The organism is Micromonospora sp. B9E7 (genome assembly GCF_039871815.1).
Taxonomy (GTDB): Bacteria; Actinomycetota; Actinomycetes; order Mycobacteriales; family Micromonosporaceae; genus Micromonospora.
This window is the reverse complement of record NZ_JBDPLX010000006.1, coordinates 141412-161935: the sequence shown is the minus strand read 5'-3', so window position 1 is coordinate 161935 and position 20524 is coordinate 141412. Positions and strand designations below refer to the sequence as shown.

Sequence of the window (20524 nt, the reverse complement as noted above, 5' to 3'; positions counted from 1 at the left end):
ATGACGAACCCCTCGACGTTGTACCGCGGCGGCGTGCTGCACTGCCCCGCCGACCCGAGCGCTACCGCGCTGCTGGTGTCCGGTGGGCGGATTGCCTGGTTGGGGACCGACGGTGACGCGCCGCCGGCCGACCGGGTGGTGGACCTGGGCGGGGCGTTGGTGACGCCGGCGTTCGTGGACGCGCACGTGCACGCCACCGACACCGGGTTGGCGTTGTCCGGGCTGGAGTTGTCCGGGGTGCGCTCGGCGGCGCAGTTGTTGGAGGCGGTGGCCGGTTTCGCGGCGGGTCTGCCGGCGGACGCGGTGGTGCTGGGGCACGGCTGGGACGAGTCGGGGTGGTCGGATCCGACGTTGCCGGACGCGGCGGCGTTGGATCGGGCGGCCGGTGGGCGGCGGGTGTACCTGTCGCAGGCGTCGATCCACTCGGCGTTGGTGTCGTCGGCGCTGCTGGCGGCGTGCCCGCAGGCGGCGCAGGCGGCCGGGTACGACGCGTCGGGTTGGTTGCGGCGCGACGCGCACCACGTGGTGCGGGCGGCCGCGCAGGGGTCGGTGAGTCGGGCGCAGCGGGTCGCGGCGCAGCGGGTCGCCCTGTCGCACGCGGCGTCGTTGGGGATCGCGGCGGTGCACGAGTGCGGTGGCCCGGAGATCTCCGACGAGGAGGACTTCACCGGCCTGCTGGGCATCTCCGGCGCGGGGTTGCCGGAGGTGTACGGGTACTGGGGTGAGTTGGGTGGCGCGGCGCGGGCCCGGGAGTTGGGCGCCGTGGGCGCCGGCGGGGACCTGTTCGCCGACGGGGCGTTGGGTTCGCGCACGGCGCACGTGTCGCAGGCGTACGGCGACGGTGAGGGCTGCGGGCACGGGTATCTGACGGCCGAGCAGGTGCGTGATCATCTGTTGGACTGCGCGGCGCACGGCATGCAGGGCGGGTTCCACGCGATCGGCGACGCGGCGATCGGCACCGTCCTGGACGGGTTCGCGGCGGCGGCCGCGACGGTGGGTGTGGAGCGGTTGCGGGCGGCCCGGCACCGCATCGAGCACGCGGAGATCATGAACAAGCGGTTGATCGCGCGGTTCGTGGAGTACGGGGTCGTGGCGAGCATGCAGCCGGCGTTCGACCGGTTGTGGGGTGGCGCGGGCCGGATGTACGAGGCGCGGTTGGGGTTGGACCGGTCGTTGGAGTCGAACCCGATGGGTGCGATGCACTCGGTGGGTGTGGCGTTGGCGTTCGGATCGGATTCGCCGGTGACGCCGCTGGACCCGTGGGGTTCGGTGCGGGCGGCGGTGGCGCACCACAACCCGGCGCAGCGGATGAGTGTGCGGGCGGCGTTCGCCGCGCACACCCGTGGTGGGTGGCGGGCGGTGCACCTGGACGTCGAGGGGGTCCTCGCGTTGGGTGCGCCGGCGACGTTCGCGGTGTGGTCGACGCCGGCGGGGGTGGAGCGGGGTCTGCCGGTGTTGCAGGCCGAGGACCCGGACCTGCGGGGTCCGGACGACCCGACGCCGCTGCCGGTGTGCCGGCGCCTGGTGCTGCGCGGTGAGGTCATCTATGAGGAAGGGTCATCATGACCGGGAAGCTTGATCTTGATCCGGTGCTGGTGGCGCGGGCGCGGGAGTTGGCGCGTCGGGCCGGGCAGCCGGTGGTGGACCTGGCCCGCAGCCACACCACGGTGTCGGTGGAGCGGGCGGTGCTGCGGCTGGCCGGGGTGACCGGCGCCGACCCGGACGGTATTCCGTGGGTGAACCGGCTCGTCGACGCCGTCGCCGCGGACGTCGGTCTGGGGCACGGGGTCGCGGTGCCGGTGTTCGACGCTCTCGCGCGTGAGGGAATCACCGACGTGACGTTGCTGGCGCAGAAGGCCGCGGCCGGGTCGGTGCGGTTCGCCCAGCCCACCGGTCGGGCGGCGACGGCGGCCCGGACGGCGGCGCGCAAGGCGGTCGGGGCGGGCATCCGGCGCATCGACCGTCGGCGCGCCGAGCGGGACCGTCTCGTGAAGCGTCACGGTGACCCGGCGCAGCGGCCGTGGATCTACCTGATCGTGGCGACCGGGGACATCTACGAGGACATTCCGCAGGCGCAGGCGGCGGCGCGGGCCGGCGCGGACGTGATCGCGGTGATCCGTTCCACCGGGCAGTCGTTGCTGGACTACGTGCCCGAGGGCGCGACCCGGGAGGGGTTCGCCGGCACGTACGCCACCCAGGAGAACTTCCGGTTGATGCGCGCGGCGTTGGACGAGTCGTCGAAGGAGGTGGGCCGCTACGTGCGGTTGACCAACTACGCGTCCGGGTTGTGCATGCCGGAGATGGCGACCCTGGCCGGCCTGGAACGGCTCGACATGATGCTCAACGACTCGATGTACGGGATCCTGTTCCGCGACATCAACCCGGTGCGTACGTTCGTCGACCAGCGGTTCTCCCGGCAGGTGCACGCCCGCGCCGGGATCATCATCAACACCGGTGAGGACAACTACCTGACCACCGCCGACGCGGTCGACGAGGCGCACACGGTGACGGTGTCGCAGCTGCTCAACGAGTTCTTCGCCCACGAGGCGGGGCTGGCGGACTGGCAGTTGGGGCTGGGGCACGCGTTCGAGATCAACCCGGAGGTTCCGGAGTCGTTCCGCCTGGAGTTGGCGCACGCCCTGCTGGCCCGGGAGTTGTTCCCGGACGCGCCGTTGAAGTGGATGCCGCCGACGAAGCACATGACCGGTGACGTGTTCCGGGGCAACCTGCTCGACGGGTTCTTCAACCTGGCCGGTGCGCTGACCGGTCAGGGCATCCTGCTGGTGGGGATGATGACCGAGGCGGTGGTGACGCCGTGGTTGTCCGACCGGGACATCGCCCTGCAGAACGTGCGGTACGTGCTGGGCGCGGCCGGTGGGTTGCACGAGGACTTCGTGCCGGCGCCGGGTGGGTTCATCCGCCGTCGCGCCAACCAGGTGCTCGGTGAGGCGCTGGACCTGTTGGAGCGCATCGGGGAGCAGACGCTGCTGACGGCGATCGCCGAGGGCACGTTCGGGATCATGAAACGGCCGGCGGACCGGGGTAAGGGCCTCGCCGGGGTCGCCGCCCACGAGGCGGACTACTGCAATCCGGCCACCGACATCCTGGAGGCGTCAGCGTGAGCAAGGCGATCGTGCGCCCGTACGGGGACACCACCGGTGACGGGATGGTGCAGGTGTCGTTCACCCTGCCGGTGTCGCACGACAAGCGCGCCGAGGGCGCGGCGGTGCAGTTGGCCAACAAGATGGGCATCGACCCGGCGATGGTGGTGCACGCCAAGCCGATGGGCGACGGGTTCACGTTCTTCGTCGTGTACGGGCGGGTCAACCACCTGGTCGACCTGAACGCGGTGCAGGTGGTGGAACGGGACTTCGCCCTGCTGTCGGCGAAGGACGTCAACACGGTGATCAAGCAGCGGCTGCGACGCAAGCTGTCCGTGGTCGGGGCGTGCATCGGCACCGACGCGCACACCGTGGGCATCGACGCGATCCTCAACGTCAAGGGCATCGCGGGGGAGAAGGGCCTGGAGTACTACCGGGAGTTGAAGGTCACCAACATGGGGGCGCAGGTCAGCGTGCCGGAGTTGGTGGAGACCGCGAGGGTGGAGAAGGCCGACGCGGTGCTCGTGTCACAGGTCGTCACGCAACGCGACGCGCACCTGCACAACACCCGGGAGATGTCCGCGGCGTTCCGGGAGGCGATGCCGGCGGGGCGGCGACCGTTGCTGATCGTCGGTGGTCCCCGGTTCGACGAGACGATGACCGACGAGTTGGGTGTGGACCGCATCTTCGGTCGGGGCACCACTCCCGGCGAGGTGGCCAGTTACCTCGTGCACGCCCTGATCACGCAACGGAAGGCGATGGCATGACCGACGCACGGCTCGGGTTGACGGTGACGCACCGGCGGTATGTGCCGTACTCGCACGCGCACTACGCGGGCAACCTCGTCGACGGGGCGTACGCCCTGGCGTTGTTCGGCGACGTCGCCACGGAGGTGTGCATCCGTACCGACGGCGACGAGGGGTTGTTCGCCGGGTACTCCGATGTGCGGTTCACCGCGCCGATCCGCGCCGGTGACGTGGTGGAGGTGACCGCGCAGGTGTCGTGGGTCGGCACCCGAAGCCGCACCCTGGAGTTGTCCTGCGCGGTGGTGTGCCGGGGTCGCCCGGACCGCTCCGAGTCCGCCGCGGAGGTCCTGGACCCGCCGATCGTGGCGGTCACCGCGACCGGCACCGTGGTCGTTCCCGCCGCCACAGTGAGTCGCGAGGAGTGAGCCGGGTTTGCGAGCCCCGCGGTCGCGAACAGGAGGGCTCGTGACCCTGGCGGTCTGCGCGGACGTCGGGTCCACGTACACCAAGGCGGCCGTGGTGGACCTGGCCGCCGGTGTGCTGGTGGGAGCGGCGTCGGCGCCCACCACTGTCGGCACCGACGTGCTGCGCGGCCTGGACGCCGCGGTCGCGGCGGCCACCGCCGGGCTCGGCGTCCGCGACGTGCCGTGGTACGTGTGCTCGTCGGCCGGCGGTGGGCTGCGGCTGGCCGTGATCGGCTACGAGCCGCTGGTCACCGCGCAGGCCGGTCGGCGGGTCGGGTTGTCCGCCGGCGCGCACGTGGTGCACGTGGCGGCCGGTCGGCTCGGCTCGGCGGACCTGACGGCGTTGCGGGCGGCCCGATGCGACGTGGTGCTGCTGGTCGGTGGCACCGACGGCGGTGACGCCGACACGATCACCCACAACGCGACCCGGCTGGCCCGTGCCCGGTGGCGGGTGCCGGTGGTGTACGCCGGCAACGCCGACGTCCGCGAGGAGCTCACCGCCCTGCTGGAGGCCGCCGGGGTGCCGGTGACGGGCGCGGAGAACGTCCTGCCGCGCATCGGGGTCCTCGCCCCGGCGTCGGCGCGGGCGGCGATCCGCGCGGTGTTCCTGCGCCACGTCATCGGCGGTAAACGGCTGTCGAAGGGCACCCGGTTCGCGCGGCTGGTCCGCGCGGCCACCCCCGACGCGGTCCTCACCGGTGTGGAGGTGCTCGCCGACACCATCGGCGGTGACCTCGCCGTGGTCGACGTGGGTGGGGCCACCACCGACGTCTACTCGGTGCTCACCCCCGACGAGCGGGCCACCGGGCCCGGGCGGGAGGTCGCCGGCAGCCTGTGGCGGGCGCGCACCGTCGAGGGTGACCTGGGCATGCGGTGGAGCGCCCCCGGGGTGCTCCGCGCCGCCGTCGAGGAGCGGCTGCTCACCCCGGGCGACGCCGAGGACCTGACGGACGCGGCGGCCCGGCGGGCGGCCGACCCGGCGTTCCTCGCCGTCGACGACGCCGAGCGGGCCGTGGACGCCCGGATCGCCACCCTCGCGGCGACGGTGGCGTTGCGCCGACACGCGAGGGGCGCCGCGACGGGCGAGCGGGCCGGGCGGGACCTGCGTGACGTGCGGTTGATGGTGGGTTCCGGTGGGGTGCTGCGGCACGCGTCGACGCCCGTGTCCGGGCAGGTGTTGGCGGCCGTCCTCGCCGACCACGCCGGCGGGTGGGCGTTGCCGCGCGCCGCCGCCGCGGTGGTCGACGCCGACTACGTGTTGGCCGCCGGAGGGCTCCTCGCGCAGGAGCATCGGGTGGCCGCGGGGGCGCTGCTACGTCACCATCTGCGGACACATTGAGACGCGCCGACCCGACACGCCGTGTCGCAACACACGACAGGCCGGGTGTGGGTTGACAACCGACGGGGGTCGGCACGTACCGTCTTTGAGTCCTACCACGGGAAGCGGCTGTTGTTCGCTTCGTCCCTTCGTCCGCTGGCCGAGCGACATTTTTGAGCGTCATCGTCGCGGCGGCCAGGTCCAGCGGGCGGGGGTCGGCGGGGCGGCGCGAACCGGCCGCGGTTACCGGTGTACGGGCAGGGTGAGGTGCACGGCCAGTAGACAACGGCCCGGCGGGGGCAGCCAGTCCACGTCCGGTCGGTCCGAAGGTCGTCGTGCCCCATCCTCGCCACACCGGCCGGGAAGGGCCTGGGAGCATCGGGGCGCGGCGTGAGCCGCGCCCCGATTTCATCCCCGCCGACCGGTTCGTGCCCGACGGCCCGATGCGTCTGCTCCAGCCCCCGGCCAGGTAACCTTCGCCCCGTGATCGAGGTGAAGCCGTGACGACCCTGGACCGGGATGAGACCCACACCCCGGCAGCGCCCAACCGACCGGTCCTGACCGGTCGGCCGCTGCCGCTGCGGGTCGCCGCGCCCCTGGCCGTGGCCGCCGGCCTGGCCCTGCTGGTGGCGTTCCCCCCGTACGGGGTGTGGCCGGCAGCCCCGATCGGGGTGGCGTTGCTGGCCGCCGCCACCCACCGGCGGCGGATCCGCGCCGGCGCCGGCCTGGGCTTCCTCACCGGGGTCGCGTTCTTCGCGCCCCTGCTGGCCTGGACGAACCTGCACACCGGGTACCTGCCGTGGGTGCTGCTGTCGCTGCTGCAGGCCGGCTACCTGGCGTTGCTCGGCGCAGCCGCCGCCTGGGTGTCGCCGCTGGTCGACCGCGTCCGCTGGTCGTGGCCGGTGCTGACCGGGCTGCTGTGGGTCGGGCAGGAGGCCCTGCGGGACCGCACCCCGTTCGGTGGGTTCCCGTGGGGGCGGCTGGCGTTCAGCCAGGACACCTCCCCACTGCTGCGCCTGGCCTCGCTGGGCGGCGCCCCGCTGGTGACCTTCGCGGTGGCCCTCATCGGCGGGTTGCTGGTCACCGCCGTCTGGCGGGGTGGGGTCACCGCCCAGCGCCGCGCACCTGAGCCCACCACCGCGCAGGGCGACGCCGTGCCGGGCGCTGACGGCCCGCTCGACGCCCCGCCAACCGCCGGGGGTGCGGCGGGACGCCGGTGGGCGCCCGTGGTCGTACCGGCCGTTGTGGCCGTCGCGTTGACCGCCGGGGGTCTGCTGGTGCCGGTCGCCACCGCCGGGTCCGGCGCCACGGTCACCGTGGCGATCGTGCAGGGCAACGTGCCCCGCCTGGGCCTGGACTTCAACGCCCAACGGCAGGCGGTGCTCAACAACCACGTCGACGCCACCCTCGAACTGGCCGAGCAGGTCGCCGCCGGCCAGCAGCGGCAACCCGACCTGGTGGTGTGGCCGGAGAACTCCAGCGACATCGACCCGCTGCGCAACCCCAGCGCCGGGGCGCGGATCTCCCAGGCCGCCGACACCGTCCGCGCGCCGATCCTGGTCGGCGCGGTGCTGCTCGGGCCGGGCGTCGGGCAGGTCCGCAACGCGGGCATCCTGTGGCGGCCCGGCACCGGCGCCGACCTCGAGCAGCTGTACACGAAACGCCACCCCGTCCCGTTCGCCGAGTACGTGCCGCTGCGCGACGTGGCCCGCATGGTCAGCAAGCAGGTCGACCTGATCCGCAGCGACTTCGTGCCCGGGAGCACCCCGGGCGTGGTACGTGTCGGCCCGGCCGTGCTGGGTGACGTGATCTGCTTCGAGGTCGCCTACGACGAGGTGGTCCGCGACACCGTCATCGGCGGCGCGCAACTGCTGGTGGTGCAGACCAACAACGCCACCTTCGACGTGGCGGAGGCCCGCCAGCAGTTGGCCATGGTCCGGTTGCGGGCCGTCGAGCACGGCCGCCCGGCGTTGATGGCCTCCACGGTCGGTGTGTCCGGGTTCGTGGCACCCGACGGGCGGGTAAGCGATGCCACCGGGTTCAACACCCGGGAGGTCGTGGTGCGGCAGGTGCGCCTCGACGACGGACGTACCCTCGCCACCCGGCTCGGTTGGTGGCCGGAGGTGGTGCTCGCCGCGCTGGCCGCGGCGGCCCTGGTCGGCGCCGCAGTGCTGCGTCGGCGGCAACGGATCATGCCCGGTTAGCAACAGCCGGCTTCGCCGGCGGGAGCGGAGGAACCGTGATCCAGGCGACCGATACGATCCGACGCCCGGACGAGGTGCCCGGGGTGGGCCGGGTGCTGGTGGTGATCCCCACCTACAACGAGGCCGACAACATCGCGGCGATCGTGGGCCGGGTCCGGCGTGCCGCCCCGGCGGTGAGGATCCTCATCGCCGACGACAACAGCCCCGACGGCACCGGCGCGATCGCCGACGCCCTCGCCGACGGCGACGCCCACGTCCAGGTGCTGCACCGCCACGGCAAGGAGGGCCTCGGCGCTGCGTACCTGGCCGGGTTCGGTTGGGCCCGGCAGCGCGGCTACCAGGCGGTCGTGGAGATGGACGCCGACGGCTCCCACGCCCCGGAGGACCTGCCCGCGCTGTTGGACGCCGCCCGTGACGCCGACGTGGTGATCGGGTCGCGGTGGACCAGCGGCGCGCAGGTGGTCAACTGGCCGTTGCGGCGGCTGCTGCTGTCGCGCTGCGGGAACCTGTACGCGCGCCTGGCGCTGGGCATGCCCGTCTCCGACGCCACCGGCGGTTACCGGGTGTACCGGATCAGCGCGTTGGACGTCATCGACCTGGAGTCGGTGACCTCCCAGGGCTACTCGTTCCAGGTGGAGCTGTCCCGCCTGGCGCACCAGGCCGGTGTGCGGATCGTGGAGGTGCCGATCACCTTCGCCGAACGGGAACGTGGGGACAGCAAGATGAGCCCGAAGATCGTGGCCGAGGCGCTGTGGCGGATCACCGCCTGGGGTGTGCAGGACCGCCGTCAGGCGGTACGCCGAGGCCTGCACGGCACGGCCACCGGTCAGGCACGGTGGCCGTGAGCACGGACGTGTCATGCTGGATGAGCGGGACACGTCCATGGTGTCGCGGGAATGGCGATGAGGTGAGATGCGCCGAGGACTGAGGTTCGTACCGTTGGCCCTGTTGCTGGCGGTGGTGCTGGAGCTGGTGGTGTTCGTCGGTGTGGGGCGGGCGCTGGGGTTCGGGGTGGCCGTGCTGCTGGTCTTCGCGGCGTCCCTGCTGGGGTTGGTGCTGTTGCGCCGTGAGGGGATGCGCGCCTGGCGCGGTTTCCGCTCCGCCGCGGCGGCCGGGCAACCACCGGGCGGGCAGGTGACCGACGGGCTCGTCGGGTTGGCCGGAGCGTTGCTGCTCGCGGTGCCCGGTCTGGTCAGCGGGCTGGCCGGGTTGCTGTTGCTGGTGCCGCCGGTGCGGCGGCTGGCCCGCGCCGGGGTGCGCCGCGCCACCGAGCGGCGGGTGTCGTCGATGGTCGCCGGTGACCTGTTCGGCCCGCGTACGGTGCGGGTGCGTCAAGGTGCGCCGCAACCGACGGCGTCACCGACCCCGCAGCCGGAGCGACCGGTGGTGGTCGACGGCGGCCGCGCCATCGAGGGAGAGATCGTCGAGCCCGGTCGCCACTGAGGGCACTGAACGACGACGCCGCCCCCGGGATAACCCCGGGGGCGGCGTCGTCGTTCGTCGTGCGGCTCAGGCGCGGCCGCGACGGGTTCGGACCTCCTGCAGGCGCTCCTCGAGGATGTCCTCAAGCTCGGCGATCGAACGCCGCTCCAGCAGCATGTCCCAGTGGGTACGCGGCGGCTTGGCCTTCTTCTGCTCCGGCTCGCTGCCGTCGACGAGTCGGGCGACGCTGCCGTCGAACTTGCACTCCCAGGTCGTCGGGACCTCGGCGTCGACGGCGAACGGCACCTCGAACTGGTGGCCCTTGGCGCAGAGGTACTCGCGGGTCTGACGCGGCGCGAGCTCCGTGTTGCGGTCGGATTCATAGCTCACCGCGCCAAGGCGGCTTCCGCGCAGCATACGCTCGCCCATGATCGACTTCCCCTCGTTCGTGGTGCTGGTCTTCTGGGTGTAACGGTGTGTTCCCGTCGAGCCATTCCCGCCCGAGGGCGTGAGGCGTCCACGGGCGGACCGGGACCAAGGGTAGCCGGCCGGGACGGTCACCCGGCCAGGTGATCCCCGGGCGGGTCGCAGCGGCGGTGTGTCCGCTGCCACCGGGGATGTTAACCGCCCGGGCCCGCCGGAGGTTGCGGCGGCCCGCTCAGCCGTTCGCCTCGCCCGTCGGCCCCGGACCCAGCCGGGCCAACGCCAACGCCAGATCGCTGACCTGGTCACCGAGCTGCGCCACCCGCCGCTGGGCCAGATCCCGATCGGTTTCGGCGGCGTCGAGTCGTACCGTCAGGGCGGTGACCTGGCCCTCGGCGGTGGCCGTGGCCTGCCGGGCCGCGGTCAGCTCGGTGGTCAGGGTGTCCCGGTGGGCGGCGGTGGCGGCCAACTCCGCGCGCAGCCGCGCCGCGAGCTCGGCGGCCTCCTGCCGGGCGTCGTCGGCCTGCCGGGCCGCGACCAACGCCCGGTCGCGGGCCCGGTCGGCCTGCTCGCGGGCGCGGGCGGCGTCGGCGGCCTCGGCCCGGGTCCGTGCGGCGTCGGCGCGGGCCTGCTCGATCTGACGTCGCACGTCCTGCACCTCGGCCTGCCACCGCCCGGCCCGCTCGGTCGCCTCGGCGGCGGCCCGGGTGGCCCGTTCGGCGTCGGCGCGCGTCGCGTCCCGGTCCACGGTCAGGTCGGTCACCCGTTGCCGCTCGGTGTCCCGCTCGACCCGCAGGTCGCGCACCTCGGCGCGGGCCTGGTCCCGGTCGCGCTCCGCCTGGGCGCGCAACGCCTCGGCGGCGCTGACGTCGTGGCGTGCCTGGTCGCGGGCGGCCTCGGCGTGCTGGGCCCGCTCGTCGGCCTCGGCGGCCCGCCGCGCCGCCTGCTCGGCGCGCTGTCGGGCGTCGTCGGCCTCGGCGAGGGCACCACGGGCCTGCTCGCGGGCGCGAGCGGCGTCGGCCGCCGCGGCCTCGGCGTCGTCGCGGGCCTCGTCGCGTTCGGTCTGTGCCGCCGCGACCTCGGTGGCGGCCTCCGCGCGAGCCTGCGCGAGCTGCCGCTGCACACCCACCGGGGACAACTCGGCGTGCAGCGACTCGGTCAACGTCTCGACGATCTGGTCGAGGCGGTCCACCGCCTCCCAGGTGCGGGCCACCTGCCCGGGCAGGCCGGGGGCGTTGCGGTGGCGCATCCGGCTGTTGCGGGAGGCGCGCTGGCAGGCGCCGTCGTTGTCCCGGCAGTAGCGAAACGGCCGGCCCGCGCCGACACGCTGCGCCACTGGCGCTCCACAGTGGGCACACGGGCGGGTTTCGGTGGTGCTGGGCTGGGCGTCCATCGAGGGCGAAGTCTAGTGCCGACCCCTACCTCGTCGCCCGGGCGGTCGCGTCCAGGGTGTAGCGGCGTTGCAGCAGCAGGGCCGCGAGCATCGCCACCGCCGGCAGCAACCCGAACCCGTAGCGGACGGCGGCGAGCGCCGCGTCCGGCTGCACCGGCGACTCACCGGCCGTCGACGCCACGAAACCACCGACGGCCAGGCACAGGGCGTAGGCGTACGGGCCCAGCGCCGCGCCGGTGGCCTCGGTGGCCGTCCACACCCCGGTGTAGGTGCCGGCGCCGGTGGCGGTCCCGTCCGCTGCGGCGTTGGTGGTGCCGGCCGCGCGGATCACGTCGGGCAGCATCGAGAACGGCAGCAGTTGCATGCCGGCGAACGCCACGCCGAGCACCGTCACCGCGCCGATCAGCACCGGCAGGCCGGCCGGTCGACCCACCGCCAGCACCAGCGACCCGAGGGCGAACGCGCCCTGCGCGCCGAGCAACGCCCGTTGCTTGCCGACGCGGCGGGCCACCACCAGCCAGGCCGGGGTGACCAGTAGCGCCGGCGCGACGAACGCGGCCACCAGCACGGTCGTGAGGCCGGGGGCCCGCAGTTCGTACTCGGCGTAGTAGGGCACCCCGGCGAGCACCAGGTGGGTGGTGGTGGACATGGCCAGGTAGGCGGCGACGAGCCAGCGGAACTGCCGGTCGCGCAGCGCGGTGCGCAGCGCCCGCCACCCGCCGTGCCCCGCCGGGGCGGAGCCCGCCGCCGACCCGCGCAGCCGGGTGATGCCGGCGACACCGACCAGCATGGCCACCAGCATCCCGACGGCGAGGACCACGCCCATCCGCTGGTAGCCGGCGCGGGTCGCGGCGTCGCCGCCGGTGAGCAGCGGGGCCAGCAGACCGGAGACCAGGATGCCCAGGGTCAGCACGACCATCCGGAACGCCATCAGCCGGGTGCGTTCGTCATAACCGATGCGCAGGTCGGCCGGGGTGGCCAGGTAGGGGACCTGGTAGGCGGCGAAGAGCAGGTTGCCGACGACGAAGAACACCGCCACCCACGCGGCGGCCGGCGCGCCGGTCAGACCACCGGGCACCGCGAACAACGCGGCGAACGCGACCGGCAGGGCGCAGCCGAGCAGCAGCAGGCGACGCCGGTCGCCGCGTCGGGTCTGCTCGACGTCGGCGCGGTGCCCCACCCAGGGGTGCAGCAGCACGTCGGCGACCTTCGGCAGCAGCAGCGCGAGGCCGGCCAGCCACGGGCCGACGGCCAGCACGTCGGTGAGGAAGTAGAGCAGCAGCAGGCCGGGCACGGTCACCCACACGCCCATGCCGAGCGAGCCGGCCGCGAAGCCCGCCAGGGGGCCACGGGGGAGCGTCGTGTCGGTGCCGGCCGGGGGCCGCCGGTCGAGCCCGGTCATCGCCGCATCCTCTCCGCAATCCAACGGTTGCTGGATTCTAGGGGCAGAATGGCGGCCATGACCATGCCCCGACGCCGTCCGGGTCGCCCGCGACGCGACGAGACCCGGCCGACCCGCGAGGTGGTGCTCACCGCCGCGACCGCGCTGTTCGCCGAGCGTGGCTTCGACGCCGTCGGGCTGCGGGAGGTCGCCGCCGCCGCCGGGGTCGACGTCGCCACGGTCGCGCACCACACGGGTACGAAGGCAGCGCTCTACGACGCCTGCTTCGCCCGGGTCTTCGCCGCCGAGCGGGAGATCCTGACCGAAGCCGCCGAGCAGGCCCGCGCTGCTCTCGACGCGGGACCGGACTCGGCGCGGCGAGCCCTGCACGAGCTGGTCGACGTCTTCGTCGACTTCCTGCAGGACCGCCCGGAGACCACCGCGCTGTGGTTGCGTCGCTGGCTGGAACCACAGCGGCACGCCGAGCTGGACCAGCGCTACGCCGACCCGTTGTACCGGTTGGTCGCCGAGCTGCTCACCGCCGCCGCGGCGGCCGGCGCCCTCGCGGAGCCGACCCCGCACATCACGGTGCGCAGTCTGGTGTGGGCGACGCACGGTCACGTGGTGGCATTGGCGGCGGGCGCGCCGGGCGCACGGGAGCGGCGCGAGTTCCGGGCGTTCGTGCATCGCCTGCTCGACGGGTTGTACGGGCCGTCGGCCCCTTGACGGGTCGCCGCCCGGCGACGATTATCCATCGGACGTTGGATTAGATGGGGGCGGCGATGGGCGTACCACCTCAGGTGGCGGTGATCGGCGCCGGCGCGGCCGGGCTCGCCGCGGTCAAGGCGCTGCGCGACGCCGACGCGTCGGTGGTCTGCTTCGAGGCCACCGACCAGGTCGGCGGCCTCTGGGTGTACGGGGCACCCGACTCACCCGCGTACCGGACGTTGCACCTGAACACCAGCCGGGGCCGCACCCAGTTCGCCGACCACCCGATGCCCGCCGACTGGCCCGACTACCCCGACCACCGTCGGGTCGCCGGCTACCTGGCCGACTACGTCGACCGGTTCGGGTTGGGCGAGCACATCCGGCTGCGCCACACCGTCGAGCGGGTCACCCGGAATCCGGACGACACCTGGACGGTGGCCGCGAGCGCGCCGGACGGGCCGGTCGAGGTCACCGTCGACGCCGTGGTCGTCGCCAACGGACACAACCGGGTGCCCCGGCTGCCCGAGCCGTCGTACCCCGGCACCTGCACCGCCGAACAGATGCACAGCCACGACTACCGGGGTCCGGAGCAGTTGGTCGGCAAACGGGTCCTCGTCGTCGGCGGTGGTAACTCCGCGATGGACATCGCGGTGGACGCCTCGTACGCCGCGACCCGCACGTTGTTGTCGCTGCGCCGGGGCGTCTGGGTGGTGCCGAAGTACCTGCTGGGGCGCCCCTCGGACACCCTCAACGGGGCGCTGGCCCGCCGCCTGCCGTGGCGGCTGCGGCAACGCATCAGCCAGACGATGCTGAGCACCACCGTCGGCAACCCCACCCGCTACGGGCTGCCCGCGCCGAACCACGGCTTCCTGCAGGACCATCCGACGCTCTCCGACGGGTTGCTGTCCCGGCTGACCCACGGCGACGTCGAGGCCCGACCCGGCGTCGCCTCCGTCTACGGAGAGCGGGTCGAGTTCACCGACGGCCGCAGCGACAGCGTCGACCTGATCATCTGGTGCACCGGCTACCGGGTGGCGGTCCCGTTCCTCGACCCGGCGCTGCTCGGCGAGGGCGCCGACAGCCTGCCGCTGTACCGGCACGTGTTCCACCCGGACGCCCCGGGCCTGACCTTCGTCGGGCTGGTGCAGTCCACCGGTTCGGCGTTCCCCCTGGTCGAGGCGCAGGCCAAACTGATCGCCGCGCACCTCGCCGGCCGGTACGCGCTGCCGGACCCGCAACGACAGCGGACCGTCTGCCGAGCCGAACTGCGGGCCGCGACCGCCCGCTGGGGTCAGCGCCGTCCGGCGATGCGCGTGGACTTCGACGTCTACCTGGCGGAGCTGACCCGGGAGTTGGCCGCTGGAGGCCGCCGGGCTGCGGCCGGGGCCGGGCGGTGACGAACCGGTCCCTGGCCGGCCGGCGGGTGCTGCTGACCGGGGCGAGCGGCACCTTCGGTCGACATCTCGGGACGGCGCTGAGCGCCGCCGGCGCACGGGTGGTGGGGCTCGACCTGCACGCGCGCCCCGACGGTGACGTGCCGGTGCTCGGCTGCGACCTGACCGACCCGGACGCCGTGGCACCTGCGGTGCGGGCCGCCGTCGACCAACTCGGCGGGCTCGACCTGCTGGTCAACAACGCCGGGGTGGGTGGACCCGCCCCGGCCGAGCTGCCACCCGACGAGGTGGTCCGCCGGCAACTGGAGGTCAACCTGCTCGCCGCGTGGCGGACCACCGCCGCCGCGCTGCCACCGCTGCTCACCGCCCACGGACGGGTGATCTTCGTGGCCAGTCGGATGGCGGTGCTGCCCCTGCCGCTCGCCGCCGCGTACGGGGTCAGCAAGCGGGCCCTGGTGGCCTACGCCGACGCCCTGCGGCACGAGGTGGGCAGCCACGTCGGGGTCAGCGTCGTCTACCCGAGCATGGTCGCCTCACCCATCCACGACAGCACCGCCGAGGCCGGGCTGTCGTTGCAGGGGGTGTCCCGCCCCGAGCCGGTCGAGGGGGTGGTCGCTGCGATCCTGCGTACCGCCACCGCCCGTCGGGCACCTCGGGACGTGGCGACCACTGCCCGTGGGCGTCTGGAGATGGCCGTCGGCCGGCACGCGCCCGCGCTGGCCGACCGGCTGGTACGCCGTACCCTCGCCGCCCGGCTCGCCGCCGGTGACCTGGACGCCGCACCGCTGGCCGCCGGGATGGTCCGCCGCCACCGGGGGCGGTGACCGTCGGGTCAGGGCGTGGCGACCGCCGCGCGGGACCGGTCGGTGGCGATCCGGACGGCCAGCGCGGCGAGGGCCGTCCCGGTCACCCACCGCTGCACCCGTAGCCAGACCGGCCGGCGGGCGAAGAAACCGGCGAGGGAGCCGGCGGTGAGCACGATCAGCGCGTTCACGCTCAGTGCGACGGCGATCTGGGTCAGGCCGAGCAGCAGACTCTGCGCCGCCAGGTGCCCGCGCGCCGGGTCGACGAACTGGGGCAACAGCGACACGTAGAGGATGGCGATCTTCGGGTTCAGCAGGTTGGTGACCAGGCCCATGGTGAACAGCCGCCGGGGTGGGTCCGGTGGCAGCGGCGCGGGCGTGAACGGCGAGTGCCCACCGGGGCGCAGCGTTCGCCAGGCCAGCCACAGCAGGTAGCCGGCGCCGGCCAGTTTCACCACCGCGTACAGCGTCGGCACCAGGACGAACACGGCGGCCAGACCGGCGACCGCCGTGGCCAGGTAGACCCCGAAACCGGCGGCCACCCCGAGCAGCGAGACCAGCCCGGCGCGTCGACCCTGCGCCACCGAGCGGGACACCAGGTAGACCATGTTCGGGCCCGGGGTCAGCACCAGCCCCAGCGCGACCAACGCGATGCCCAGCAGCGCACCCGAACCCACCATCAGCTTCCCCCACTCGGTAGTCCCCACACCGACCGTAATCGGGACGAACATCCCGGCCGAGGGCCACCTCGCAGGCCGTGGCCTGGGATCCGTGGTGATCCGCCACCGGACGGGAATGGTCACCGGGCCCGGTGTGCTGACCTCCTGCGAGGCGTGTCGCCGTCCGGAGGCGGCGCGTTACCGTGACCGGGGGAGGTGCCGCAGGGTGACCGAAGCGTGGGAAGCGGCCGTGGAGGCGCAGATCCGGGGAGCCGTGCAACGCGGCGAGTTCGACGACCTGCCCGGCATGGGCAAGCCGATCCCCGGCCGTGGGACGCCGTACGACGAGTCATGGTGGATCAAGAGTTTCCTGGAGCGCGAGGCGCTGCCCAGCGACCTTCTCCTCCCCACACCGCTGCACCTGCGCCGACGCATCGAGCAGATCCCCGACGAGGTCCGCGACCTGCCCACCGAGCAGTCCGTGCGGGACGTCGTGGGGCAGTTGAACGCGCAGATCGTGGCCTGGCTGCGCAACCCCGACGGCCCTCGGGTCGTGGTGCGTCCGGTGAACGTCGACGAGGTGCTCCGCCGCTGGCGTGCCGAGCACGCCCCGCCCAGCGTCTCGACTCCGCCGACCCAGCGGGTGACAGTCGTCGCCCCGCCGCGCCGGTCCCGCCGGAACTGGTGGCTGCTGCCGTGGCGGCGCCGGTCGCGCTGACCCGCCTGGTGGGCCTCGCACGCCACCGGCAGACTGTGCGGATGGTGATCGAGTTACGGGCGTCGGACCTTGCCCTGCGGCCCTGGCGCGACGACGACCTGGACGCGCTGCTGGCGGCGTACCGGGACCCGGTTCTGCGGCAGTGGACCCGGATGCCGGTGACCAGCCCGGACGAGGGCCGGCGGTGGCTCTCGCGGACGCAGCAGGACTGGGCCGACGATCGGCGGTACACCTTCGCCGTCCTGGAGGACCACGCGGACGGTCCACGGCTGGTGGCGAACGTGGTGCTCAAGCGGGTCACCCCGGAGCGTCCCGCCCCGGAGGTGGGCTACTGGACGGCATCGTGGGCTCGGGGCCGAGGCGTCGCCCCACGCGCGGTCACCGCGCTCAGTCGGTGGGCGTTCGACAGGTTTCCCGAACTGACCCGCCTCGACCTGCTGCACCAGGTGGACAACCTCGCGTCCTGCCGGGTGGCGCAGAAGTGCGGATTCGTGTTCCAGGAGGTGCTGCCGGCCCGGCCGCCGTTCCCGCTCGACGGTCACCGGCACACCCTCGACGCCGCGTAGCGCCTCACTCCACGGCGGCGCGCCAAGTCCACGAGGTGCGCCGCGCCCGTCCGGGCAGCTCACCGCGGCCGGTCGCCCACAGCAGCACGTCGGGTGCGGGCCCGTCCGGGGCGTCCGGGAAGAGCCGCCTCAGCACCAGCGCGCTCAGCCGCTGCGGCGGCTGCCACGGCACGCCGAGACCGAGGGTGATGTCGTGGGTGTGCAGGAGAGTCTCGGCCACCCCCATCGCGGCGAAGCCGGCCGGGTCGCAGGGACCCCAGTGCCAGGCCCGCGTGTCGGTCGGGGCAGCGTCGACGGCGGCGGCGAGCAGCCCGGCGCAGGCGCCCACCACGGTGAGGGTCTGCGCCGGGCTGGCATCGGGGGAGATCCGCAGGTCGTACGGCAGGTAGCCGTCATCCGGGCGGCCGGTGACCTGACCGGCGTACGCGAGGAGGTCGTGCGCGACGTGCGCGGCGGTGGTCCAGCAGCTCCACTCCAGCGGGCCTGCCGGCACCGACCAGTCGCGCTCCTGGTGCGGCGTCAGCGCCCGCCGCATCTCGTCGGCCGCCTGGAGCAGGTCGGCGCCGGTCACCTCTGACATCCGTCGACCCTCGCAGGTCCCGTCGGGCGTGGCAATCGAGATCCTCCACCGGTCGCCACCCGTCGGATGACCCGGGCGATGCTGCGCTGATTCCTACCCGCCGAGTTGGTGCACCTGGTCCGTCACCGCCGTCAGGAGGGCGATGAGCGCGGGAGCGGGTGGCGTGTCCCGGGTGGCGGCGACGAGCCGCCGTCTGAGGGTGGTCTCGGCGATGTCCCGGATCGCGAGCGCGGGGTCGTCGCGGGGCAGGGTCAGGGCTGGCATGAGGGCGACGGCGGTCGCGGCGCGGACCAGTTCGAGTTGGACGTCGGCGTCGTTGGAGCGGTGCCGCAGGTCGGGTTCGTAGCCGCCGAGGGAACGGCAGGTCCCGACCACCATGGCGTGGTGGCCGGTGCCTTCGGCCGAGGCGGCCCAGATGTCGGACCGCAGGTCGGTCACCGCGACCGGTCCGCCGGACCGGGCGAGTGGATGCGCGGCGGGGAGCACGATCCTCAGGGGCTCTTCGAGCAGGAGCGTGAAGCGCAGACCGGCCGGTCGTGGGCGGGGATGGCTGTCGTACTCGTCGCCGATGACGAGGTCGACCGTGCCCAGGCGGAGGCCGGGCAGGGACTGTTCGAGTTCGAGTTCGAAGATTTCCACCCGGACCTGCGGGTGCTCGGCCCTCAGGCGCGCGACGGCGGGGATGAGCAGCCGGCGGGCCGCTGATTGCAGGCCCCCGGCGCGGACGGTGCCGCGGATGTCGCCGCCGAGGGCGGCGAGGTCGGCCTGCGCCGCCTCGGCGGCGGAGAGCAGGACTCGCGCGTGTTGGGCGAGCAGGTGACCGGCGTCGGTGAGCCGCAGGCCACGGCCGGCTTTGTCGAGCAGGCGGGCTCCCACCTCCTTCTCCAACAGGGCGAGTTGTTGGGAGACCGTGGACGGGCTGTAACCCAGAGCCGCCGCCACCGCGGCCAGGGTGCCGCGTTCCTCGAACTCACGCAGGAAGCGCAACCGCCGCAGGTCCAACTCGATCATGTGGAAATCCTAACGATTGACCTGCGGTAATCATCGCTGGACCTGATGGGTCAGGTCCAGTGATCCTTGCTGGATGGGTGCAGCACTGTGTCTCCTGTCCGCGGCGTGCTTCGGCGCCATGGCGATCTTCGGCAAGCTCGCCTACGACGCCGGCGTCTCGCCCGGGGCGTTGCTGCTGGTGCGCTTCACCCTGGCCGCAGTCCTGCTCGGGGTCGCCCTGCTGGTGCGGCCGGGTCTACGCCGCGCCGAACCCGATCCCTCCCCGGGGCAGACGCCCGGTCGGCCGGCGGTGACGGGTCGACGGGTGCTGGCCATCGCCGTCGGACTCGGTGCCGTCGGGTACGCCGCCCAGGCGAGTCTGTTCTTCTCCGCGCTGCAACTGATGGACGCCTCGCTGCTGGCCCTGATCCTCTACACCTATCCGGTCCTGGTGACCGTGGGGGCGGTGCTGCTCGGTCGGGACCGGCTCTCCCCGAGGCGCGGTGCCGCGTTGGTGGCCGCGTCGGGCGGAACACTGCTGGTCCTGCTCGGTGCCGGTGGCATGAGTTTCCATCCGCTCGGGGCGCTGCTGGCCTTCGCCGCCGCGTTGACCTACACGATCTACATCCTGGTCGCCGACACCGTCGTACACCGGCTGGCGCCGGTGGTGCTGTCCGCGCTGGTGATGTCCGGCGCGGCCGGGACCTTCGGGGCCCGCGCGCTGCTGAGCGGCGGCGTCGACCTGGACTTCGGGTGGCGAGGGTGGTTCTGGTTGGCCTGCATCGCCGTGGTGTCCACAGTCGTGGCGATGCTGACCTTCTTCGCCGGGCTGAGGCGCATCGGCCCGTCGTCCGCCGCCATCCTGTCCACCGTCGAGCCGGTGGTCACCGCCGCACTGGCCACACTGGTCCTCGGCGAGAACCTGACCCTGGTGCAGCTCGCCGGCGGCGCCCTGGTGCTGTCCTCCGTCGTCGTCCTGCAACGCCAGTCGGCCCGCCCACACCGGGACGGTCAGGACTCTCGCCCGGTGCCCCGCCGGCCGCAGGATCCGGCCCGCGACGACCTCGCCGAACCGACGGCGGTAGCGCCGTAGGCACCGACCGGTTCCCACTCCCACCGGGCGTTGTCAGCCGGCGGTACCGGGATGCGAGTCGAGGCGCTGGGTCGAACCCGCCGCGAGAGCCTGGTCGACGTGCTGGATGCCCGCGCGGATCAGGTCGCCGTACTGGTCGCTCGGCAGGTGCTCGGCGAGACTGCGAGCGGTCGTCAGGTGTGCCCGGGCCCGGGCGGTGTCACCCAGTCGCCGGTGCACGTCGGCGAGGTTCAGGTGCAGCGACGGCAGGAAACCCTGCACCTGAAGCGCGTGGTGGTGCTGTCGGGCACGTTCGTCGGTGAGGTCGGTGGCGGCGGCGAGGGCGCGTTCGTCCCACACCAGCTCGACCTCGGGGGTGTCCTGCAGGTCGGCGAGGTAGTGGGCCAGGGTGCAGCGGTGCAGGGCGTCGCCGGTGGCGCCGATCTCGTCCCACAGCGCGGTGAGGAGTTGCCGGGCTCGGGTCGGGTCACCGGTCTGGCCGAGCTGCACCGCTTCGATGATGCGCGTCATGGTCGGATCTGGTGTGGGCTGGTCGTCCATGCCGCCGATGGTCGGGGCTCA

The 20524-nt window shown here is 73.6% G+C and carries 21 protein-coding genes; 14 read left to right on the top strand and 7 right to left on the bottom strand.

The features are described 5' to 3' along the window. The 8 genes from ABGB10_RS12055 (at nucleotide 1) to ABGB10_RS12020 (ending at nucleotide 9276) form a co-directional block, all read left to right on the top strand. Nucleotides 1-1566, top strand: coding sequence for an amidohydrolase (locus ABGB10_RS12055; RefSeq protein ID WP_347660954.1), 1566 nt, complete (start codon nucleotides 1-3; stop codon nucleotides 1564-1566). After that, nucleotides 1563-3122: a lysine 5,6-aminomutase subunit alpha gene (locus tag ABGB10_RS12050; protein ID WP_347660953.1), complete on the top strand. Its 1560-nt coding sequence runs from the start codon at nucleotides 1563-1565 to the stop codon at nucleotides 3120-3122. Before ABGB10_RS12055 ends, ABGB10_RS12050 begins: the two co-directional genes overlap by 4 nt. Further along, nucleotides 3119-3868 (top strand): OAM dimerization domain-containing protein, encoded by a 750-nt coding sequence (locus tag ABGB10_RS12045; RefSeq protein ID WP_347660952.1) that lies wholly within the window; start codon nucleotides 3119-3121, stop codon nucleotides 3866-3868. The genes ABGB10_RS12050 and ABGB10_RS12045 overlap by 4 nt, the downstream gene beginning before the upstream one ends. Next, the gene (locus tag ABGB10_RS12040; RefSeq protein WP_347660951.1) at nucleotides 3865-4272 is read left to right on the top strand and encodes a hotdog domain-containing protein; all 408 of its coding nucleotides are present in this window, start codon (nucleotides 3865-3867) and stop codon (nucleotides 4270-4272) included. The genes ABGB10_RS12045 and ABGB10_RS12040 overlap by 4 nt, the downstream gene beginning before the upstream one ends. Before the next feature lie 40 nt (nucleotides 4273-4312). Then, nucleotides 4313-5650 carry a glutamate mutase L gene (locus ABGB10_RS12035; protein ID WP_347660950.1) on the top strand — a complete coding sequence of 446 codons (1338 nt, stop codon included), beginning with the start codon at nucleotides 4313-4315 and terminating at the stop codon, nucleotides 5648-5650. A gap of 536 nt (nucleotides 5651-6186) precedes the next feature. Then, the gene (gene lnt, locus ABGB10_RS12030) at nucleotides 6187-7833 is read left to right on the top strand and encodes an apolipoprotein N-acyltransferase (RefSeq protein ID WP_347661166.1); all 1647 of its coding nucleotides are present in this window, start codon (nucleotides 6187-6189) and stop codon (nucleotides 7831-7833) included. Between the two features lie 35 nt (nucleotides 7834-7868). Next, the gene (locus ABGB10_RS12025) at nucleotides 7869-8678 is read left to right on the top strand and encodes a polyprenol monophosphomannose synthase (RefSeq protein WP_347660949.1); all 810 of its coding nucleotides are present in this window, start codon (nucleotides 7869-7871) and stop codon (nucleotides 8676-8678) included. 67 nt (nucleotides 8679-8745) lie between these two features. Beyond that, complete coding sequence (locus ABGB10_RS12020; protein WP_347660948.1) at nucleotides 8746-9276, top strand: FxsA family protein; 531 nt, start codon at nucleotides 8746-8748, stop codon at nucleotides 9274-9276. Between the two features lie 66 nt (nucleotides 9277-9342). Here the strand turns inward: ABGB10_RS12020 and ABGB10_RS12015 are convergent, their stop codons facing one another. From ABGB10_RS12015 to ABGB10_RS12005, 3 genes are all read right to left on the bottom strand, one after another. Continuing rightward, nucleotides 9343-9684 (bottom strand): RNA polymerase-binding protein RbpA, encoded by a 342-nt coding sequence (locus ABGB10_RS12015; protein WP_030327608.1) that lies wholly within the window; start codon nucleotides 9682-9684, stop codon nucleotides 9343-9345. A gap of 229 nt (nucleotides 9685-9913) precedes the next feature. Then, the gene (locus tag ABGB10_RS12010; RefSeq protein WP_347660947.1) at nucleotides 9914-11071 is read right to left on the bottom strand and encodes a hypothetical protein; all 1158 of its coding nucleotides are present in this window, start codon (nucleotides 11069-11071) and stop codon (nucleotides 9914-9916) included. Between the two features lie 25 nt (nucleotides 11072-11096). Next, the gene (locus ABGB10_RS12005) at nucleotides 11097-12473 is read right to left on the bottom strand and encodes an MFS transporter (RefSeq protein ID WP_347660946.1); all 1377 of its coding nucleotides are present in this window, start codon (nucleotides 12471-12473) and stop codon (nucleotides 11097-11099) included. A 57-nt stretch (nucleotides 12474-12530) separates the two neighbouring features. Between ABGB10_RS12005 and ABGB10_RS12000 the strand changes: the two genes are divergently transcribed. From ABGB10_RS12000 to ABGB10_RS11990, 3 genes are read left to right on the top strand one after another with little or no spacing between them, the layout of a single operon-like run. Beyond that, entirely contained in the window at nucleotides 12531-13178 is a 648-nt protein-coding gene (locus tag ABGB10_RS12000; RefSeq protein ID WP_347660945.1) for a TetR/AcrR family transcriptional regulator, read from the top strand. Between the two features lie 56 nt (nucleotides 13179-13234). After that, a complete protein-coding gene (locus ABGB10_RS11995; protein ID WP_347660944.1) occupies nucleotides 13235-14557 on the top strand; it encodes an NAD(P)-binding domain-containing protein in 1323 nt (440 codons plus the stop codon). Beyond that, nucleotides 14554-15378 carry an SDR family NAD(P)-dependent oxidoreductase gene (locus tag ABGB10_RS11990; protein ID WP_347660943.1) on the top strand — a complete coding sequence of 275 codons (825 nt, stop codon included), beginning with the start codon at nucleotides 14554-14556 and terminating at the stop codon, nucleotides 15376-15378. Before ABGB10_RS11995 ends, ABGB10_RS11990 begins: the two co-directional genes overlap by 4 nt. An 8-nt stretch (nucleotides 15379-15386) precedes the next feature. On the opposite strand, the gene ABGB10_RS11985 is transcribed toward ABGB10_RS11990, so the two are convergent. Beyond that, on the bottom strand, nucleotides 15387-16037 hold the full coding sequence (locus ABGB10_RS11985; RefSeq protein ID WP_347661165.1) for a LysE family translocator: 651 nt from the start codon (nucleotides 16035-16037) through the stop codon (nucleotides 15387-15389). A 205-nt stretch (nucleotides 16038-16242) separates the two neighbouring features. On the opposite strand from ABGB10_RS11985, the gene ABGB10_RS11980 reads away from it, so the two are divergent. Further along, complete coding sequence (locus ABGB10_RS11980) at nucleotides 16243-16734, top strand: DUF1992 domain-containing protein (protein WP_347660942.1); 492 nt, start codon at nucleotides 16243-16245, stop codon at nucleotides 16732-16734. A 41-nt stretch (nucleotides 16735-16775) separates the two neighbouring features. Beyond that, nucleotides 16776-17300, top strand: coding sequence for a GNAT family N-acetyltransferase (locus tag ABGB10_RS11975; RefSeq protein WP_347660941.1), 525 nt, complete (start codon nucleotides 16776-16778; stop codon nucleotides 17298-17300). A gap of 4 nt (nucleotides 17301-17304) precedes the next feature. On the opposite strand, the gene ABGB10_RS11970 is transcribed toward ABGB10_RS11975, so the two are convergent. Continuing rightward, nucleotides 17305-17880, bottom strand: a complete 576-nt coding sequence (locus ABGB10_RS11970) for a maleylpyruvate isomerase N-terminal domain-containing protein (protein ID WP_347660940.1) — start codon at nucleotides 17878-17880, stop codon at nucleotides 17305-17307. 93 nt (nucleotides 17881-17973) lie between these two features. Continuing rightward, entirely contained in the window at nucleotides 17974-18891 is a 918-nt protein-coding gene (locus ABGB10_RS11965) for a LysR substrate-binding domain-containing protein (protein WP_347660939.1), read from the bottom strand. Between the two features lie 73 nt (nucleotides 18892-18964). Between ABGB10_RS11965 and ABGB10_RS11960 the strand changes: the two genes are divergently transcribed. Next, nucleotides 18965-19963 carry a DMT family transporter gene (locus ABGB10_RS11960; RefSeq protein WP_347660938.1) on the top strand — a complete coding sequence of 333 codons (999 nt, stop codon included), beginning with the start codon at nucleotides 18965-18967 and terminating at the stop codon, nucleotides 19961-19963. A gap of 33 nt (nucleotides 19964-19996) precedes the next feature. Here the strand turns inward: ABGB10_RS11960 and ABGB10_RS11955 are convergent, their stop codons facing one another. Then, nucleotides 19997-20503, bottom strand: a complete 507-nt coding sequence (locus tag ABGB10_RS11955; RefSeq protein WP_347660937.1) for a hypothetical protein — start codon at nucleotides 20501-20503, stop codon at nucleotides 19997-19999. Nucleotides 20504-20524: the final 21 nt, after the last annotated feature.

What these genes read in the sequence shown, in the direction of transcription:
- ABGB10_RS12055 (WP_347660954.1), top strand. Translation starts at nt 1, where the DNA reads ATGACGAACCCCTCGACGTTGTACCGCGGCGGCGTGCTGCACTGCCCC.
- ABGB10_RS12050 (WP_347660953.1), top strand. Translation starts at nt 1,563, where the DNA reads ATGACCGGGAAGCTTGATCTTGATCCGGTGCTGGTGGCGCGGGCGCGG.
- ABGB10_RS12040 (WP_347660951.1), top strand. Translation starts at nt 3,865, where the DNA reads ATGACCGACGCACGGCTCGGGTTGACGGTGACGCACCGGCGGTATGTG.
- ABGB10_RS12020 (WP_347660948.1), top strand. Translation starts at nt 8,746, where the DNA reads ATGCGCCGAGGACTGAGGTTCGTACCGTTGGCCCTGTTGCTGGCGGTG.
- ABGB10_RS12015 (WP_030327608.1), bottom strand. Translation starts at nt 9,684, where the DNA reads ATGGGCGAGCGTATGCTGCGCGGAAGCCGCCTTGGCGCGGTGAGCTAT.
- ABGB10_RS12010 (WP_347660947.1), bottom strand. Translation starts at nt 11,071, where the DNA reads ATGGACGCCCAGCCCAGCACCACCGAAACCCGCCCGTGTGCCCACTGT.
- ABGB10_RS12005 (WP_347660946.1), bottom strand. Translation starts at nt 12,473, where the DNA reads ATGACCGGGCTCGACCGGCGGCCCCCGGCCGGCACCGACACGACGCTC.
- ABGB10_RS12000 (WP_347660945.1), top strand. Translation starts at nt 12,531, where the DNA reads ATGACCATGCCCCGACGCCGTCCGGGTCGCCCGCGACGCGACGAGACC.
- ABGB10_RS11995 (WP_347660944.1), top strand. Translation starts at nt 13,235, where the DNA reads ATGGGCGTACCACCTCAGGTGGCGGTGATCGGCGCCGGCGCGGCCGGG.
- ABGB10_RS11985 (WP_347661165.1), bottom strand. Translation starts at nt 16,037, where the DNA reads ATGGTGGGTTCGGGTGCGCTGCTGGGCATCGCGTTGGTCGCGCTGGGG.
- ABGB10_RS11975 (WP_347660941.1), top strand. Translation starts at nt 16,776, where the DNA reads ATGGTGATCGAGTTACGGGCGTCGGACCTTGCCCTGCGGCCCTGGCGC.
- ABGB10_RS11970 (WP_347660940.1), bottom strand. Translation starts at nt 17,880, where the DNA reads ATGTCAGAGGTGACCGGCGCCGACCTGCTCCAGGCGGCCGACGAGATG.
- ABGB10_RS11965 (WP_347660939.1), bottom strand. Translation starts at nt 18,891, where the DNA reads ATGATCGAGTTGGACCTGCGGCGGTTGCGCTTCCTGCGTGAGTTCGAG.
- ABGB10_RS11960 (WP_347660938.1), top strand. Translation starts at nt 18,965, where the DNA reads ATGGGTGCAGCACTGTGTCTCCTGTCCGCGGCGTGCTTCGGCGCCATG.
- ABGB10_RS11955 (WP_347660937.1), bottom strand. Translation starts at nt 20,503, where the DNA reads ATGGACGACCAGCCCACACCAGATCCGACCATGACGCGCATCATCGAA.